Consider the following 16,667-nt stretch of genomic DNA (forward strand, 5'->3'; position numbering starts at 1 on the left):
GAAATACTCAGAGATATTCATTACATAAAACCTTCGATTGGGAGTATCGACAGGAATTTTATTGAGGCTTTTTGATACCACTTCATTCCCGGCTCTTTTTTAAAGGTCTTTATTTCACCTTTGGCATTGCGGATTTTCCAGTTAATGTTCTGGTTGGCATCCAGAACCAGCTTATAGGCATACTTGCTTAAGTTTTTGTCCATGGTTTCGTGTACCGCACGGGCCAGATTAGGACTATTTAGCAATACGCCAATTTCAGTATTCAAATAAGCCGAACGCGGATCGAAATTAAAAGAGCCGATAAATACCTGTTTCTGATCAATAGCCATCAGTTTAGCATGCAGGCTGGAACGGCTCAGGCCTTTTAAGCTGACCTTCGCTTTTTGTGCCAGCTCTTCAGTATTGGCATTCAGGTTGTCGGCATCTGGCGCGGCCAAAAACTCGTAGAGTTTTACATCATTTTCCAGCAGTTCCTGACGATATTTGGCATAAAAGGCATGGACCAGCGGCACGTCATTGGCCTTATAAGAGTTGGTCAGTACTCGGACTTTGACATCTTCTGAAGCCAGTTTCTTGAGACGTTCTGCCCCCTGTTTTTCCGGTACAAAATAGGCCGACACGATATCCACACTTTCTTCCGGTTTTTCCAGATGTTGTAATAGCTGGAAGTTCAAGTGATCTTCAGTTTTAGCCTTTGACTTGATTTTACTTGGCGGGTCTTTGACGACTTCAGCTTCCACCCAATCAAGCTGAATGTTGTGTTCCAGCCATTTATCGAAAGCCTGGGAGCGATTGGCCAGATTCAGGTAATTCTGGATTGCAGTATCATGACTATATTCTTCCAGCTGCTGTTTCAGGCTCGGGAAGCGTAGCGTGTGATGGCGAGGATTAACAATCTGCCGAACTGGATAGGCATAATCATCATTCCAGTATTCATCAAAAGAATGAATGATTTCATCAGAAGCGGCACCAACCAACATCACATCTACATCAGAAAACTGGTAACTGTCACTGACGTTATAATACTGGTTACTCATATTACGGCCGCCAATCAGGGCAATCTGGTTATCGGCAATAAAGCTTTTGTTATGCATGCGGCGGTTGATCCGTTTTAGATCCAGCAGCATATCCATGGCACGGTATTTACGGAAACGGTAGGGGTTATACAGTTTGACCTCAATATTCTGGTGCTGATCCAGCGCCAGATAAATACCTTCCATTTTCTTGGCATTGTTATCATCCATCAGTAGACGGACTTTTACGCCACGGTCTGCCGCCTGGATGAGGGCATGTAAGGCCAATGCTCCAATACGGTCGTTATCCCAGATGTAATATTGCAGGTCCAGACTGCGTTCGGCTTTATTAATCAGCTGGATACGTGCAGCGAGTGCTTCAAGCGGATCTGGCAGCACGTGATAACCGGTCAGGCCAATATTCTGCCGACGTAAAGGCTCAACAATCTGGGCCAGACTGGTTTGTGAGGTATCCGTTTCAAATGCCATCCGGCTAGGTTGTTCAGTTTGCGGAGGCAGCGTACTGCAAGCAGGAATGCCGAGTACCAGGCTGCAGCTCAGTAAAATGCCAGCTTTATAGCGGTAAGCTTTTGATAAGCCAGAAGGTTTTGAGTGAGCGGAAGCGTGGGGAGCATTTACCATAAACATCAAAGACTGAAAAATTTGGATTGAGTATAATTGCCAGCTATGAAAAGATAAATATAAAGCCACTAATCAGCTCCTCGACTCGACAAGGCAAATCTATGTGGGATACCAGTTCCGTACTTTTTTATTTTTATCTAGGCATGGCCATTCTTGCCGTTTGGGCAGTGTATCAGGCCTGGTCGAGTCAGTCGCGTACAGAAACCATTCATCCCTTTAAAGCGTTTTGTCACCTGCTGGCTTTCTATCTGGCCTATTTGCTGATTCCGTTGGTGTTCTTCAGTATTTATGCAGGATGGATAGGCTACTATTCGATTCATGAGTCTATTTTTATTTTCTTGATTAGTGCAGTACTCAGTTATGCACGTTTTATCGAGCCGCATTTGATTCGGGTTGAAACCACGCCTTATCAAATCAATCCTCAACAGAAACTTAAAAAGCCGGTACGGATTGCCCTGATTGCAGATTTACATATTGGTCTGTTTTCCGGACATGAACGCCAGTTAAGACAGATTGTGCATAAGCTGAATCATCTGAAACCGGACTTGGTGGTGGTCGCAGGGGACTGGACCTATGAACCTGAAAATAAACTGGCACAGGAGCTGGCGGTCTTGAAAGAAATTCATGCGCCAGTATATTCGGTGACAGGGAATCATGATGAACAGTATCCTGGCCCGCCTATTCAGGAATTGCTTCGTTATGCGCTGGAAGTGAATCAGGTGATGGACATAGAAGGGCAGATTGTCGAGTTTGACGAATTTCGTCTCTTAGGAGTAGGGGATCTTTGGGCTGGAAAAACCGATATGCGCGCAATGCCGGATCTGCCTCAAGACAAACCTTGGGTGATTCTGTCGCATAATCCAGATACCGTGGATATGGTGCCGAAATTGCCCACACGGCCACTGATGCTTTCTGGGCATACGCATGGCGGACAGGTCGAGTTACCTTGGCTGACGGATTATGTGATGAAAAAGGTCTCCATTCTGGGCCATAAAAAAGGTCTATACCGGCATGAACATGCAGATGTATTTGTGACCGTGGGAACGGGTATGGTAGGCGTGCCATTCCGTTTTCGTGTACCACCGACTATTGATATTATTGAACTGGTATAAAAAAGATTCATTCACTGCAGCTAAAGCAGCAACCAGAGCACAATAATAATCAGTAAAATCACGGCTGCGGTGATCCAGATTTTCTTTTCAATCTCACGGCCGGGTACGCGTTTGCCGACTTGCTGTGCAGCTACCTCAGTATCTTTGGCGATGCTCAGGTTGGGATGATCTGGAACTTCCAAAGGTGTAGTTACCACTGAAATATTTTCATCTGCATCATCTGTAAAGCGTGGGCCAATGTTGCCTTTATTGTTCCGATTCAGCGCCAGATCATGCTCGCGGATAATTTCATCAATGACCTGTATCGCCTGTGATTCATCTAAAGCTGTATGCGTCCGGATATAGCGAATGGCTTCCAGTTTTTTATCATCCTCTAGCAGAATCACAATATCTACCAGCTGTTCTTGAGTAAGTTGCTCAATAAGATCCTGCATCACTCTGCCTCATTCTCTGGCTTTATTTATTGGATTGTTCCCGAAATATCCGCAAAGAAGTAGCAAGTTTTTGTTGTGAAATCATAAAAAAAGCCAGCATGAACTGCTGGCTTCGATTGAGATGACTTAATCTGTCAAGATCCTTAGATCTGATTGTTTACATCATCATTTTTAGTTTCACGGATCAGCAAGAATGCAAGCAATGACAGGATAGAAGCTGCTGTGAGGTAATAACCTACTGCAGACAAGCCATAAGTTGTTGCCAGTTTGGTTGCAATCAATGGCGCGAAAGATGCACCAAAAATACCTGCCAGGTTAAAGGTCAGGGCAGAACCGGTATAACGTACTGAAGTCGGGAAGATTTCAGACAATACGGTACCAATCGGGCCATAAGTTAGACCCATGATCGCTAGGCCGATACATAAGAAGAAGAACACAACCAGCGTACTGCCTGATTCAAGCATATCGGCAAAGAAAATACCGAAAATAGCAGAGACCACACATACCGCGATTGAAGTTGTCTTACGACCGAATTTTTCTGCAAGAACTGCTGAAAGTGGAATGAACGCAGCAAAGCACAGAGTTGCAACTAACTGCAACTGAAGGAATTCTTCACGTGTATAGCCGAGCTGTTTGGTACCCCATTGCAATGCGAATACAGTCGTCAGGTAGAACACTACGAATGTACAGATCGCTGCGATAGTGCCCAATACCAGCATTTTAGAATGCTTTTTGAATACTTCGAAGAAGGGTACATTCACTTCTTTCTGCTTTTTCAATACGTTCTGGAATGCAGGGGTTTCATGCAGTTTCAAGCGAATCCATAGACCCATAATCACCAGTAGTGCACTAGAAATAAATGGAATACGCCAGCCCCATTGCATGAACTCTGCTTCAGACATGAATGCGCCAAGGGTCAAGAATGAGCCTGTTGCCAGAATGAAGCCAATTGGTGCACCAAGTTGCGGGAACATACCATACCAGGCACGTTTGCCTTCTGGCGCATTTTCAGTTGCCAGTAGAACCGCACCTGACCATTCACCACCCAAACCAAGGCCTTGGCCTAAACGACAAAGAGCCAGCAATAATGGCGCAGCAATACCGATTTGTGCATAAGTTGGCAATAAACCAATGGCAACGGTAGAAAGGCCCATAGTCAGTAAAGCAGCGACCAGAGTCGCTTTACGTCCGATCCGGTCTCCTAAGTGACCAAAGAGTGCAGCACCGATTGGACGGGCAATAAAGGCAATCGCAAAGGTTGCCAGCGACTGAATAGTCGCAGTCATAGGATCTGTACTTGTAGGGAAGAACAGATAAGGGAAAATAATAACGGCAGCTGTGGCATAAATATAGAAATCGAAGAACTCGATTGTAGTGCCCACTAAACTTGCTGTTAAAACACGAAATTTTGAATTGGTTGCTGTAATTTCTGTTACAGCGATAGAATCTGAAGACGCCATGAATAACCTTACACTTACTAAAAATAAAAAATTTAGTTTTAAAAGCGTAATCTTTTTAAAAAAGGCGTAATTTTTTAAAAAAACAACTGCAATCTTCTCGTTTCAACTCGCTCAGGGTCACTGAAATGGAGAAATGAGATGATTAAATCACGTAAAGATAGATAGACAGAAAATGTGATCCTGCGCCTATCAATACAAAAATGTGCCAGATAGCGTGGGTATATCTTACTCTTTTTAAAGCGTAAAACAATGCACCTACGGTGTATGCTAAGCCACCAATGATCAGAAAGGTTAAAGATTGAGCACTTAAGTACTGCTGCATATCGTCCATAACCAGTAGTGCAAGCCATCCCATGACCAGATAAGCGACTAAAGAAAGTTTCTGGAAACGGTTGATGAAAATGAACTTGAATAGTGTTCCAAGTACAGCAATCACCCATAAGGCAATCAGTAAATACTGGGCTTTGGCTGTTGGAATCGCAATCGATAGAAACGGGGTATAGGTACCTGCAATCAGGTAGTAAATTGCCGTATGATCAACTTTTTTGTAAAAATAGCGTCGGTCAGCAGCAGTAGACATATGGTAGAGCATCGAAGCGGAAAACAGCAGAATCATGCTGAAAGCATAGACCCAAAGGCCAATCCATTGTCCGGTACTCAAATAAGAGCCTTTAATAATCAATAAAATACCGGCAATCAAAGCCAGCGCAGCACCGAGGCCATGACTAGTGTAATTAATCCGTTCCTCATTGTGATCATAATCTGGAACTAGGGGAGCATTCTGCATGATTGTCATTCTTGTTTAAATATACACTTGTATAATAATTCAATTTTGCTTTTAAGTTAAGAACAATTAAACTTGAGCAGCAATTCATATCAGGTTTTTCTTATGTCGACATCGACTTCTCTCTCGGTTCAGGAACAACAATTCTTGGAGGCTTTTCAGCAAGCCTTTGAAACTGATCATTTTGATCGTCTGATTTTGAGTCAGTATAAAGGTGAACTTGAACAATTGGAGAAAATGACCTTTAGAGTCATTTCGCTCAATGAGCAGAAGGTTTTGAGCTGTGTCTATCGATACAAGACTCAAGATGTCACTAAAAATTATCCTTTGAATGAAGCCTTAACTCAAGTAAAGGAATTATTGACCTGTTGTAAGCAAGCTAACCTGTTTACTGATCAGGAAGAGTTGCAGCTGAAGAAAAACAAGAAAAAGGCCATGCTGACAAGAAGTAAAGCTAAACCAGTCTCTACAAAGGCTAAAGCAGAACAAGGCCATGACCGGATCAAGCAGCGTTATGTCGATCAAGACAGTGTATTCCTACAGCATTTAGGAATTACCGATCAGCAAGGCCAGATCATTCCGAGCATGGCGCGTAAGTGGAAACAGATTAATAAATTTGTCGAGATTTTCTCCGGCGCACTGGCTCAAATCCAGCCGCAGGAACAAGGATTACGTATCGTCGATTTCGGTTCAGGTAAGGGATATTTAACCTGTGCACTGTATGACTATATGCAAAAACATGGTCAGACGCCCTATGTCACCGGCGTAGAGCTGAATCCGAAAATGGTCGAATTCTGTCAGAATGTCGCGCAGCAATCCGGTTTTAATCAATTGGATTTCTTCCAGGGTGATGTGCGTACCTATGAACCGGAACGTCTGGATGTGATGATCGCTCTGCATGCCTGTGATGTGGCGACCGATTTTGCGATCCATAGCGGTATACGCCTGAATGCACAAATCATCATGTGTGCTCCATGTTGTCATAAAGAGTTAAGACCGCAATTACAGAGTCCGAAAGTGCTATCGCCAATGTTGCAGTTTGGCATTCACGCTGGGCAGCAAGCCGAAATGCTGACGGATACCATTCGTGCCTTATTGCTGAAGGCTTATGGTTATGAAACCAAGGTCTTTGAATTTGTGGCCCTAGAACACACCAGTAAAAATAAAATGATTCTGGCGACCAAACGTAAGGATTATGAACAGCCCGATCAGGCTGTTCTCGCCCAGATTCAGGCATTGAAAGAGATGTATGGGATTCAAAAACATTCACTGGAATTGTTATTGAATGACCAGTGGGATCAGCAGGGAATTGGTTCTAAATGCTAGATGATAAAAATCTTAAAATCGTGTCAGGCAGCTGGGATGATTTAGCTCAAGATGCCCGAGTGATACGTGAAGCCGTTTTTATTCAGGAACAGCAAATTGCTCCTGAAGATGAATGGGATGCGGAGGATACAATCTCTACGCATTTTGTGGCTTATTTACAGGATCAAGCCGTGGCGACTGCACGCTTATTAAAGAATCACAGTATTGGTCGCGTAGCTGTATTACAGTCGGCACGTGGTACGGGCATCGGCTACAAGACCATGCGGGCTGTGATTGATCAGGCCAAGGCAGAGCAACGTAAATTCGTAAAGCTTTCTTCACAGGTACATGCGATTGGCTTTTATCAGAACTTGGGTTTTGACGTGCGGGGTGAGGAATATCTGGATTGCGGCATTCCACATATAGATATGTATCTCAGCTTAAAAGACTAAAAAAATAAAAAAGCGAGGAAAACCTCGCTTTTTTAAATTTGATCTTGGAACTGTCTAGTGACCATGAGCCGTATTTTCGTCATGGCTAGCACTGTCCATCTGTGCATGTTCTTCAGCAGACATATTATGCTCCTCCGCGCTCATCTCATGAGTCTGATGAGATGAAGAGGTAGCATGACGAGCTTCACGGTCAGCCTGTGCTTTGGCTAAAGCTTCTGGAGACATTGCAGGTGCATTCTTAAATGCATGCTGCTGGGTATTTTCTTTCTTTTGCTGGCTTGGCATGTAGTCTGGTTCATTGCTGACCGCAAGCCAGAAAAACAACATAAATAATCCACCTAAAATACAGAAGATAATCAGTGCTTTCCAACCCCAAGGTGATTTTTCAGGTGAACTGTGATCAGTCATATGCATATACCCATCGTGGATGTCTAACTCATGTAACTTTATAACATAAATTGTCTGGAAAGCAGATCAAAATCTGTCATTGATTGAATGCAATAGACTTCGAGAGTTTATCGCGTCGAAATAAAAAAAGAGGAGTCAAGCTCCTCATTTTTAGACCCAGTTTTTAAAAGCGCTGACCTTCAGCAACTTTCTGTTTGAGTAACTGTGGCGCTTTGAAACGTTCGCCATATTTACGTTCTAATATCTCAGCACGATTTAAGGCCTTGGTTAAACCATACTGGTTCAAGAACTGCACTGCACCTCCCGTCCAAGTGGCAAAACCAATTCCAAAGATTGAACCAATATTGGCATCGACCACTGACTCCAGCACACCTTCTTCCAGACAGCGTACGGTATCCAGCGCTTGAACAAACAGGAAGCGGTCTATCATTTCCTGTTCAGAAATATCCACTTCTTTATACCAATGCTCCAAGCCAGACCACAGCTGCTTTTTGCCACCTTCAGGATAATCATAAAAACCTGCACCAGCAGCTTTGCCTTTACGGTTAAACTCATGAATCATGGTTTGAATCACGGCATCTGCATCGGTGCTTGGGCGTTCTTTGCCTTGTGCTGCCAGAGCCTTACGGGTTTCTGCAGCTACATGCTCAGAAAGTGTCAGAGAGACTTCATCTTGAATAGCAAGTGGTCCGACCGGCATACCTGCTTTCAGCGCAGCCATTTCAATACGGGCTGGATGCACCCCTTCGGCGAGCAAACGTAAACCTTCCTGTACAAAGGTTCCAAAGACACGGCTGGTAAAGAAGCCACGGCTGTCATTCACTACAATCGGTAGCTTGCCAATCTGCTGCACAAAGTCAAATGCCTTGGCCAGTGTTTCTGCTGAAGTATTTTTCCCCTTAATGATCTCGACCAGTTGCATCTTGTCGACTGGGCTAAAGAAATGCAGACCGATAAAATTCACCTGATTTTGAGAGGCTTGAGCCAAGTCACTGATGGGTAGAGTCGAGGTATTGGATGCCATTACACCGTTGGATGCTAAATATTGCTCTGCTTCCTGAGTAACTTTGGCTTTGAGTCCCTGATTTTCAAATACTGCTTCAATGATCAGGTCACAGCCTTGAAAATCTGCTGCTTCTGTCGTGGTGTGAATCAGACTTAAAATCTGGTCACGTTTTTCAGCTGTTAAGCGGCCTTGGGCTACTTTTTTATCAAGTAATTTCTGGCTATAGGCTTTGCCTTTTTCAGCAGCTTCGACCGAAATATCTTTTAGTACCACCTGAATGCCTTTGCTGGCAGTGACATAGGCAATACCTGCACCCATCATACCTGCACCCAAAATACCTACTTTAGTGGCTTTCCATGGCGCAAAGTCTTTAGGACGACTGGCACCTGATTTAATGGCATTCATGCCATGCCAGAATGTACCGATCATGTTTTTGGAAATCTGGCCGGTAGCGAGATAGGTGAAATAACGCGACTCAATTCTCAGTGCGGTATCAACATCAACCTGAGCGCCTTCAACCGCAGCGGATAAAATGGCTTCAGGAGCTGGATAGCAGCCCTTGGTTTTATCACGCAGCATCGCAGGAGCAATGGCCAGCATCTGTGCAACGGCAGGCGAAGAAGGAGAGCCTCCCGGAATTTTGTAACCTTTTACATCGAAAGGCTGTTGGGATTGCGGATGTTGTTTAATCCAGGCTATAGATTTATCTAGTAACTCATCCAGTGAGTCGGCTGTGTCATGTACCAGTCCCAAAGACTTGGCTTTTTCTACACCGAACTGTTTGCCTTCCATCAGCAAAGGTAAGGCATTTTGCAGGCCTAGCAGACGAACCATACGGACAATACCACCACCGCCTGGTAGCAAGCCTAAAGTGACTTCAGGTAAACCAAACTTGGTTTTGGCATCATTGAGGGCAATACGATGATGGGCACATAAAGCGATTTCCCAACCACCACCGAGTGCGGTGCCATTTAAAGCTGCCACCACAGGAATGCCACGCGTTTCGATATAGCGTAATTTGGCTTTCATGTCTTCAATCATATTGAAGAATTCAGTGGCATGTTCAGGCGTCGCCTGAATCAGCTCATCCAGATCACCGCCAGCAAAGAATGTCTTTTTAGCTGATCGGAAAATAATTCCGGCGATCTGTTCATCTGCCTGTAACTGGGCAGCGACTTCTTCCAGAGCCGTGCGAAAGTCGGCATTCATGGTATTGGCGGACTGGTTTGGAGAATCAAAGGTCAGAATGACAATATGATCTTCAGTTTTTTGATATTGAATTGCGCTCATGCTGATCTCCTTATACCAACTCAATAATGGTTGCGATGCCCATACCACCACCCACACACAGGGTGGCCAGTCCACGTTTCTTACCTTGACGTTCCAGTTCATCCAGTAAAGTGCCTAGAATCATGGCACCGGTCGCACCGAGTGGATGTCCCATGGCAATGGCACCACCATTGACATTGACTTTGACAGGATCAACCTTCATTTCATTGATAAAGTGCATCACCACAGCAGCGAAAGCTTCATTGACTTCAAACAGATCAATATCATCAATGATGAGTCCGGCTTTGGCTAAAGCCTTACGTGCAGCCGGGGCAGGGCCGGTCAGCATAATGGTTGGATCGGCACCGACTAGCGCCGTTGCCAGTACTTTGGCGCGTGGCTTGAGATTTTGCTGTTGCACTGCCTGTTCGGAGGCAAGTAATACGATTGCTGCACCATCCACAATGCCTGAAGAATTACCCGCATGGTGTACATGGTTTACAGAGCCTACTTCCGGATATTTCTGTAGAGCGATGGCATCAAAGCCTATCTGGCCCATCGTTGCAAAACTTGGCTTTAATGCACTTAAGCCTTCTGCAGTTGTTGTCGGTTTAATAAATTCATCTTTGTTTAGAATCACGACGCCAGCTTTATCTTTCACTGGAATAATGGATTTATCAAAATAACCATTCGCTTGGGCTGCTGCCGCTTTCTTTTGTGATTGCTCGGCGAATTGATCTACATCTGCACGACTATAACCATCAATGGTCGCGATCAGGTCAGCCCCGATGCCTTGTGGAATAAAATCGCAAGCCATATTGGTTTCAGGATCTAAAGCCCACGGGCCGCCATCAGAACCCATCGGAACACGAGACATGGATTCAACGCCACCCGCAACGACCAGATCTTCCCAGCCTGAACGAACTTTTTGTGCTGCCAGATTTACAGCTTCCAGGCCCGAAGCACAGAAACGGTTGATCTGAACGCCAGCCACATCATTGTCCCAGCCTGCGGCAATTGCAGCAGTTTTGGCAATGTCTGCACCCTGATCACCGATTGGAGTCACACAGCCCAGCACAATATCATCCACCTGAGATGTATCCAGGTTATGGCGTTCTTTCAGTTCATTTAAGAGCGTAGTCAGTAAACTAATTGGTTTAACTTCATATAATGATCCGTCTTTTTTTCCCTTTCCGCGTGGCGTGCGAATGGCATCAATAATATAGGCCTCGCTCATACAATATCCTTTTCTTGCTTTACTGAAATTGTTCTAATGCTTCGAGTGTAATGATTAAATCTTGAAGTGCAATGACGAGAACGGACCAGATCATTTGAGCAATTTGGTCAGTCTTGATGGATTAAAAAGCGGGCATAAAAAAGCCCAAGTCTGGAGCTTGGGCTAGGGGCTTGTAGCGCTTAATAAACGATACTTTTCAAGTATACAATTTTATAGCAAGGTTTTTAATGGTAACCGTGTAACTGACGGTATAGGCCTGGTGTTACCCCTGTCCATTTTTTGAAAGCACGGTGGAAAGTACTGGTTTCACTAAAGCCAACCTGTTGTGCAACATCTTCCAGAGTCAGATCTGGGTTAAGTAATAAGTGAATTGCAGCATCACGGCGCAGTGCATCTTTCACGCCCTGATAGCTCTTGCCTTCAGCAGCCAGACGGCGACGCAGGGTTTGCGGAGACAGGTAGAGCATCGATGCGACATCGTTCAAGGTCGGCATTTCTTCACCAATCTGGCTCTTTAATACATCACGGATCCGAGAAGTCAGCGAGTTGGTATTTTTAAATTTGACTAGAAGTTGAGCCGGAGCTGCTTTGAGGAATTCTTCCAGCGTTTCTTCATTCTGGCGAATTGGCAAATCCAGATAATCCGCTGCAAAGGTAATTTCAGTACGCGGCATATCGAACTGCATCACAGGTGCAAAGAACAGCGCATCGTATTCATCTGCATGAGCAGGACGCGGGTAGCTGAAATGTACACGTTCCAGCGGCAGACGACGTTCAATTAACCACGATGCCAGACCATGCCAGATCATCAGCATACTTTCGGTAATAAAGTGTTCCGGATCCATCGAATTTGGAATCAGGGGAACCAGACGCGCTTCGTGCTTGTCACGTTCCAGGGTTACAGACCAGTCATCACCAAAGAGTTTGTAAAATTGTGAAGAAAGCTCGAGTGCATCGCCTAGCGTTTTGGCATGGATGATCAACTGGCACATAATCGCGAAAGTGCCCAGACGACGCGGCTGTTTGTCAAAACCGACATGTTCGTCCTGGGTTACCATCCAGAGCATCTTGATAAAACGGGTATATTGTTCAGGCGAAATACGGGCCTTCGGCTGATGCAGAAGCTCGGCTTCAATCCCAACGTGAGACAATAAAGTATCGACATCCATGCCCAGGCGCTTAACGCCGTATAAGGCTGCATTGACGAAATGGATACTGATCGTATCACGACTCATGTTTAATCCTTCAGTCTCTTTAATGTTCACTAATATTTGACCTAAATGACAAAAAATAAAAAATCAATGGCAATTTACAAGAATGCAATTACCATTTTCTTACATGTTAAATTGCCGAAACTATCAAGGTAAATGGCTGAACATGACATTGTTTTTGGGCATTTATGTTCTTATGATGAGGCAAAAAGCAATATAAATAGAGTAATAACTCCAATGTCATATGCATTAAAAGGTTTGAAAATATTAGATTTTTCTACATTATTACCCGGTCCATTTGCCACATTATATCTTGCAGACATGGGTGCAGAAGTTGTGCATATTGAATCACCCGCACGTCCTGATCTGGTGCGTTTAATGCCACCTTTTGCACATGGACAGGCCACAACGCATAATTATCTGAACCGAAACAAACATTCTGTCGCACTGGATTTAAAGAATCCCGAACATATTAAGCAGATCAAATCCCGAATTGCAGATTATGACATTGTGGTCGAACAATTTCGCCCAGGTGTGATGCAACGGCTTGGCCTGGATTATCCAACACTCAGTGCGCTCAATCCACGCTTAATCTATTGCTCGATTACTGGTTATGGTCAGACCGGCCCTTATATAGATCGGGCTGGGCATGACATTAACTATTTGGCTTTATCTGGGATTGCTGGGCATAGTGGCCGGCTTGAAAGCGGACCACCGGCAATGGGAATCCAGATTGCTGATGTCGCGGGCGGCTCTATGCATGCGCTGGTTGCCATTCTGGCAGCGGTGATTGAGCGGCAGAGTAGTGGTCAGGGACAATATATTGATATTTCCATGACCGATTGCGCGGCGACATTAAATAATATGGCAGCTTCTGCCAGTCTGGCGGGTAATCAGCATCAGCAGATAGAATCAGGTTACTTAAATGGCGGTACCTTTTATGACTATTATCAGACTCAGGATGATCGCTATCTATCAATAGGCAGTCTGGAGCCTCAATTCATGCAAGGTCTGGCACAATTGCTGGATTTGCCGATTATTCTGGAAAAAGGTGCTTCTTTCGTACCTGAAGATCATGCTTTAGTGAAACAGGCGATTCGCGATAAAATCAGTTCCCAACCTCTATCTCACTGGCAAGCCTTATTTTCTCAGGCAGATTTCTGTGTCGAACCTGTATTAAAGCTTGATGAAGCCCTGCATTCTGAGCTGGCGCAGCAACGTGAATGGGTGGTGCAAGTGCCAGTTAAAGCGGATCAGCGGGAGCAAACCGAAGCTCAACTAGCTTGCCCGATCAAGTTTTCAAGATCAACTATGCGATATCAATTTATTGGTCAGGCTTTAGGCGAAACCGAAGAGTGGTAATTGAGCGACCTTCTCATTTTGGTTTATGAAAAAAAACTGCTAAAGATTTAAAAAATGAATCATTCACATTAAAAATCAGAGGAAGCTGATCTAAAGCTTTATATCATTGAAAGTTTGCTAGGCTTATCAATAAAATCGCTATGAAATATGTATAAAAAGCATTTTATTGATAGATTCAATGTCGTTATCCTTGCCGACGATATAATAGAAACTACTAGCTGTACGCCATGTATTTATATACTGATTTCGATCAGCAACTGATTAATGAACGTGTTGCACAGTTCCGTGACCAGACGGAACGTTATTTAGCGGGCAAATTGACGGAAGATGAATACCGTCCGCTCCGCCTTCAAAATGGTCTTTATGTACAACGTTATGCGCCAATGTTGCGTATTGCGGTACCTTATGGCCTGATGAACTCTAAACAACTTCGTAAAGTGGCTGATCTGGCGAAAGAATATGATCGTGGCTATGCGCACGTTTCAACCCGTCAGAATATCCAGTTTAACTGGCCTGCACTAGAGAACGTGCCTGATATGCTGGCTGAACTGGCAACCGTGCAAATGCACGCGATCCAGACTTCAGGGAACTGTATCCGTAATACTACCACTGACCAGTATGCAGGTGTCGTGGCAGGTGAAATTGCAGATCCACGTCCAACTTGTGAATTGATCCGTCAATGGTCAACTTTCCACCCGGAATTTGCTTTCTTGCCACGTAAGTTCAAGATTGCGGTATCTGCGCTGGAAGAGATTGACCGTGCAGCAACTTCATTCCACGATATCGGTGTCTATATCGTGAAAAATGAAGCAGGCGAGATCGGCTATAAAATTAAAGTGGGTGGCGGCTTGGGCCGTACGCCAGTAATTGGCAGTTTTATTCGTGACTTCCTGCCACGTGAAGACCTGATTGCTTATCTTGAAGCGGTACTACGTGTGTATAACCTGCACGGCCGTCGCGACAACAAATACAAAGCACGTATCAAGATTCTGGTAAAAGCATTAACGCCAGAAGTTTTTGCTGAAAAAGTTGAAGCCGAATTTGTACATACTGTTAAGACATTAAAGATTGATGCTGAAACACTGGCGAAAATGGATGAAAACTTCACTCCATTTGACTACCAAGATTATGCGGATGAAGACTTCACTGAACTGTTTGCCCAGTATCCGAAGTTCAAGCAATGGTTCAATATCAATACCAATGCACATAAAGTGAAAGGTTATCGTATTGTCACGATTTCACTGAAACGTGCGGGTATTGCACCGGGTGATGTGACCACTGAAGAAATGAACCTGATTGCAGATCTTGCAGACAAGTACACCTTCGGTGAACTGCGTACAACTCACGAGCAAAATATTGCGCTGGTAGATGTACCACAAAAAGACTTATTTGAATTGTGGCAGACGCTGGATCAGCATAACCTGGCACGTGCGCATATCGGTTTCTTGACTGATATTATTTGCTGCCCAGGCGGTGATTTTTGTTCACTAGCGAATGCGAAATCCATTCCAATTTCTGAAGCGATTTCACGCCGTTTTGATGATCTGGATACTATTTACAACTTGGGTAAACTGGACCTGAACATTTCAGGTTGCATGAATGCCTGTGGTCATCATCACGTGGGTAACATCGGTATCCTGGGTGTAGATAAAAAAGGCGCTGAATTCTATCAGATCACTTTAGGTGGTAATGCAGATCATGATGCCTCTATTGGCGATATTCTTGGACCATCATTTGCTGCAGAAGTGGTGCCAGATATCGTAGAAGAAATTCTGAATACTTATCTTGACTTGCGTCAGGACGGTGAAGAGTTTATCGATACTTATCGTCGTGTCGGCATTCAACCATTCAAGGAGCGCGCATATGCTTAATACCGCACTACAAGTGCTCTCTAAAGATGGCACAATTGCAGATAACACTTACCAGCTAATTGGTGAAGATGGTGTATTGCCACAGGGTGATGTGGTTCTGACTGTAGAGCAGTTGGACCAGATTACTAATATTTCTGGTAAAAAAGCATTGTACTTAACGGTTGATGCTTCACCTGAAACCAATGAATTTCCGCTTGATCAACTTGATGCAATTTTGATTGAGTTTGCAGGTTTTAATGATGGCCGTGGTTATTCATTTGCTGCATTGCTTCGCCGTCAAGGTTTCCAGGGTGAGCTGCGTGCGACTGGTGATGTGTTCAAAGATGTCCTGAACTACATGAAGCGTTCTGGTTTCGATACTTTTGTCATTAAAGAAGGTAAAGATATTCAGGAAGCAGCTGCAGGTTTGGGTGATTTTACCAATCCGTACCAAGCTTCAACTGCCGTACCAACACCGAATTATCAAACTGGGGCTTAATTCGCCTTCAACTAAAAAGCCTCCATCTGGAGGCTTTTTTGTATTTAAACCTTAGGGTGCACGTTCTTCAAGTAGGCAATTAATCATCCATTGTACTCCGAATTGATCCGTAAAGGCACTATAAAGTGCACCCCAAAATGTTTTTTCCAAAGGCATTTCGATTTAGCCATTCAACGATAAAGCTTCATAGAGTCGTTTGGCTTCATCCTGTTCATTGGCACTTAAAATAATCGCAATATAGTGATTAGTACCTTTCCTAAATGCTGGTGTGTTTTCAGTACAGAGCTTGTCATTGATATCCGAACCCATGAGCTCTGTGTATTCATTGATTGGAAGTGAGATATGCAAAATCAGATTTTTTTCTTCATCTGATAAATCAATTCCTTGCTGTCCAGGCGTATCTCCATAACGGGTTAGACTGGAAAATTCGCCACCAAATACCGAGCGATAAAAGGTAAAGGCAGCTTCGGTTTCATCCTGGAAATTGAGATAGTGATTAAGTCGCATGCAGGATTCCTTTTCTTATTTTGAATCCCTTTAATTTACGCCCTGAATTGAATTTGATTAATAAAGAAGCTTTATGAAAATGTAAGTAAAAGAATTTACTTTAAAGATGGCTTATA

At 44.1% G+C, this 16,667-nt stretch carries 14 protein-coding genes and 1 pseudogene; 6 read left to right on the forward strand and 9 right to left on the reverse strand.

The annotated features are described in order from the left end of the window. Positions 1 to 20 precede the first annotated feature (20 nt). Positions 21 to 1,655 (reverse strand): phospholipase D family protein, encoded by a 1,635-nt coding sequence (locus RJ01_RS11035; protein WP_034171132.1) that lies wholly within the window; start codon positions 1,653 to 1,655, stop codon positions 21 to 23. A 101-nt stretch (positions 1,656 to 1,756) separates the two neighbouring features. Between RJ01_RS11035 and RJ01_RS11040 the strand changes: the two genes are divergently transcribed. After that, positions 1,757 to 2,767, forward strand: a complete 1,011-nt coding sequence (locus tag RJ01_RS11040) for a metallophosphoesterase (protein ID WP_034171101.1) — start codon at positions 1,757 to 1,759, stop codon at positions 2,765 to 2,767. Positions 2,768 to 2,787: 20 nt separating this feature from the next. Here RJ01_RS11040 and RJ01_RS11045 read toward each other — a convergent pair whose 3' ends face one another. The 3 genes from RJ01_RS11045 to RJ01_RS11055 form a co-directional block, all read right to left on the reverse strand. Beyond that, entirely contained in the window at positions 2,788 to 3,201 is a 414-nt protein-coding gene (locus tag RJ01_RS11045; RefSeq protein ID WP_034171102.1) for a hypothetical protein, read from the reverse strand. A gap of 143 nt (positions 3,202 to 3,344) precedes the next feature. Continuing rightward, on the reverse strand, positions 3,345 to 4,661 hold the full coding sequence (locus tag RJ01_RS11050) for an MFS transporter (RefSeq protein WP_004785216.1): 1,317 nt from the start codon (positions 4,659 to 4,661) through the stop codon (positions 3,345 to 3,347). 142 nt (positions 4,662 to 4,803) lie between these two features. Continuing rightward, positions 4,804 to 5,448: a hemolysin III family protein gene (locus tag RJ01_RS11055; protein ID WP_034171103.1), complete on the reverse strand. Its 645-nt coding sequence runs from the start codon at positions 5,446 to 5,448 to the stop codon at positions 4,804 to 4,806. 102 nt (positions 5,449 to 5,550) lie between these two features. Between RJ01_RS11055 and RJ01_RS11060 the strand changes: the two genes are divergently transcribed. Further along, a complete protein-coding gene (locus RJ01_RS11060; protein ID WP_034171104.1) occupies positions 5,551 to 6,771 on the forward strand; it encodes an SAM-dependent methyltransferase in 1,221 nt (406 codons plus the stop codon). Further along, on the forward strand, positions 6,765 to 7,202 hold the full coding sequence (locus tag RJ01_RS11065; RefSeq protein ID WP_034171105.1) for a GNAT family N-acetyltransferase: 438 nt from the start codon (positions 6,765 to 6,767) through the stop codon (positions 7,200 to 7,202). The genes RJ01_RS11060 and RJ01_RS11065 overlap by 7 nt, the downstream gene beginning before the upstream one ends. Positions 7,203 to 7,256: 54 nt before the next feature. Here the strand turns inward: RJ01_RS11065 and RJ01_RS11070 are convergent, their stop codons facing one another. The 4 genes from RJ01_RS11070 to RJ01_RS11085 all read right to left on the reverse strand — a co-directional run bounded on the left by RJ01_RS11070 (position 7,257) and on the right by RJ01_RS11085 (position 12,357). After that, entirely contained in the window at positions 7,257 to 7,610 is a 354-nt protein-coding gene (locus RJ01_RS11070) for a hypothetical protein (protein WP_034171133.1), read from the reverse strand. Between the two features lie 163 nt (positions 7,611 to 7,773). Next, the gene (locus RJ01_RS11075; RefSeq protein WP_034171106.1) at positions 7,774 to 9,906 is read right to left on the reverse strand and encodes a 3-hydroxyacyl-CoA dehydrogenase NAD-binding domain-containing protein; all 2,133 of its coding nucleotides are present in this window, start codon (positions 9,904 to 9,906) and stop codon (positions 7,774 to 7,776) included. A 10-nt stretch (positions 9,907 to 9,916) separates the two neighbouring features. After that, a complete protein-coding gene (locus RJ01_RS11080) occupies positions 9,917 to 11,122 on the reverse strand; it encodes an acetyl-CoA C-acetyltransferase (protein ID WP_034171107.1) in 1,206 nt (401 codons plus the stop codon). A gap of 224 nt (positions 11,123 to 11,346) precedes the next feature. Beyond that, positions 11,347 to 12,357: an AraC family transcriptional regulator gene (locus tag RJ01_RS11085; protein ID WP_004785199.1), complete on the reverse strand. Its 1,011-nt coding sequence runs from the start codon at positions 12,355 to 12,357 to the stop codon at positions 11,347 to 11,349. 213 nt (positions 12,358 to 12,570) lie between these two features. Between RJ01_RS11085 and RJ01_RS11090 the strand changes: the two genes are divergently transcribed. The 3 genes from RJ01_RS11090 to RJ01_RS11100 all read left to right on the forward strand — a co-directional run bounded on the left by RJ01_RS11090 (position 12,571) and on the right by RJ01_RS11100 (position 16,044). Further along, on the forward strand, positions 12,571 to 13,695 hold the full coding sequence (locus RJ01_RS11090) for a CaiB/BaiF CoA-transferase family protein (protein WP_034171108.1): 1,125 nt from the start codon (positions 12,571 to 12,573) through the stop codon (positions 13,693 to 13,695). A gap of 227 nt (positions 13,696 to 13,922) precedes the next feature. Continuing rightward, a complete protein-coding gene (locus tag RJ01_RS11095; protein WP_034171109.1) occupies positions 13,923 to 15,566 on the forward strand; it encodes a nitrite/sulfite reductase in 1,644 nt (547 codons plus the stop codon). Continuing rightward, positions 15,559 to 16,044, forward strand: a complete 486-nt coding sequence (locus RJ01_RS11100) for a DUF934 domain-containing protein (protein ID WP_034171110.1) — start codon at positions 15,559 to 15,561, stop codon at positions 16,042 to 16,044. Before RJ01_RS11095 ends, RJ01_RS11100 begins: the two co-directional genes overlap by 8 nt. A 51-nt stretch (positions 16,045 to 16,095) precedes the next feature. Here the strand turns inward: RJ01_RS11100 and RJ01_RS11105 are convergent. Continuing rightward, positions 16,096 to 16,551 (reverse strand): annotated as a pseudogene (locus RJ01_RS11105) (VOC family protein). Positions 16,552 to 16,667: the final 116 nt, after the last annotated feature.

It is taken from the genome of Acinetobacter sp. YZS-X1-1 (assembly GCF_000804305.1).
Lineage (GTDB): Bacteria > Pseudomonadota > Gammaproteobacteria > Pseudomonadales > Moraxellaceae > Acinetobacter > Acinetobacter variabilis.

Coding starts and splice junctions, on each gene's coding strand:
- RJ01_RS11035 (WP_034171132.1), bottom strand. CDS start 1,655: ATGGTAAATGCTCCCCACGCTTCCGCTCACTCAAAACCTTCTGGCTTA.
- RJ01_RS11040 (WP_034171101.1), top strand. CDS start 1,757: ATGTGGGATACCAGTTCCGTACTTTTTTATTTTTATCTAGGCATGGCC.
- RJ01_RS11045 (WP_034171102.1), bottom strand. CDS start 3,201: ATGCAGGATCTTATTGAGCAACTTACTCAAGAACAGCTGGTAGATATT.
- RJ01_RS11050 (WP_004785216.1), bottom strand. CDS start 4,661: ATGGCGTCTTCAGATTCTATCGCTGTAACAGAAATTACAGCAACCAAT.
- RJ01_RS11055 (WP_034171103.1), bottom strand. CDS start 5,448: ATGCAGAATGCTCCCCTAGTTCCAGATTATGATCACAATGAGGAACGG.
- RJ01_RS11060 (WP_034171104.1), top strand. CDS start 5,551: ATGTCGACATCGACTTCTCTCTCGGTTCAGGAACAACAATTCTTGGAG.
- RJ01_RS11065 (WP_034171105.1), top strand. CDS start 6,765: ATGCTAGATGATAAAAATCTTAAAATCGTGTCAGGCAGCTGGGATGAT.
- RJ01_RS11070 (WP_034171133.1), bottom strand. CDS start 7,610: ATGACTGATCACAGTTCACCTGAAAAATCACCTTGGGGTTGGAAAGCA.
- RJ01_RS11075 (WP_034171106.1), bottom strand. CDS start 9,906: ATGAGCGCAATTCAATATCAAAAAACTGAAGATCATATTGTCATTCTG.
- RJ01_RS11080 (WP_034171107.1), bottom strand. CDS start 11,122: ATGAGCGAGGCCTATATTATTGATGCCATTCGCACGCCACGCGGAAAG.
- RJ01_RS11085 (WP_004785199.1), bottom strand. CDS start 12,357: ATGAGTCGTGATACGATCAGTATCCATTTCGTCAATGCAGCCTTATAC.
- RJ01_RS11090 (WP_034171108.1), top strand. CDS start 12,571: ATGTCATATGCATTAAAAGGTTTGAAAATATTAGATTTTTCTACATTA.
- RJ01_RS11095 (WP_034171109.1), top strand. CDS start 13,923: ATGTATTTATATACTGATTTCGATCAGCAACTGATTAATGAACGTGTT.
- RJ01_RS11100 (WP_034171110.1), top strand. CDS start 15,559: ATGCTTAATACCGCACTACAAGTGCTCTCTAAAGATGGCACAATTGCA.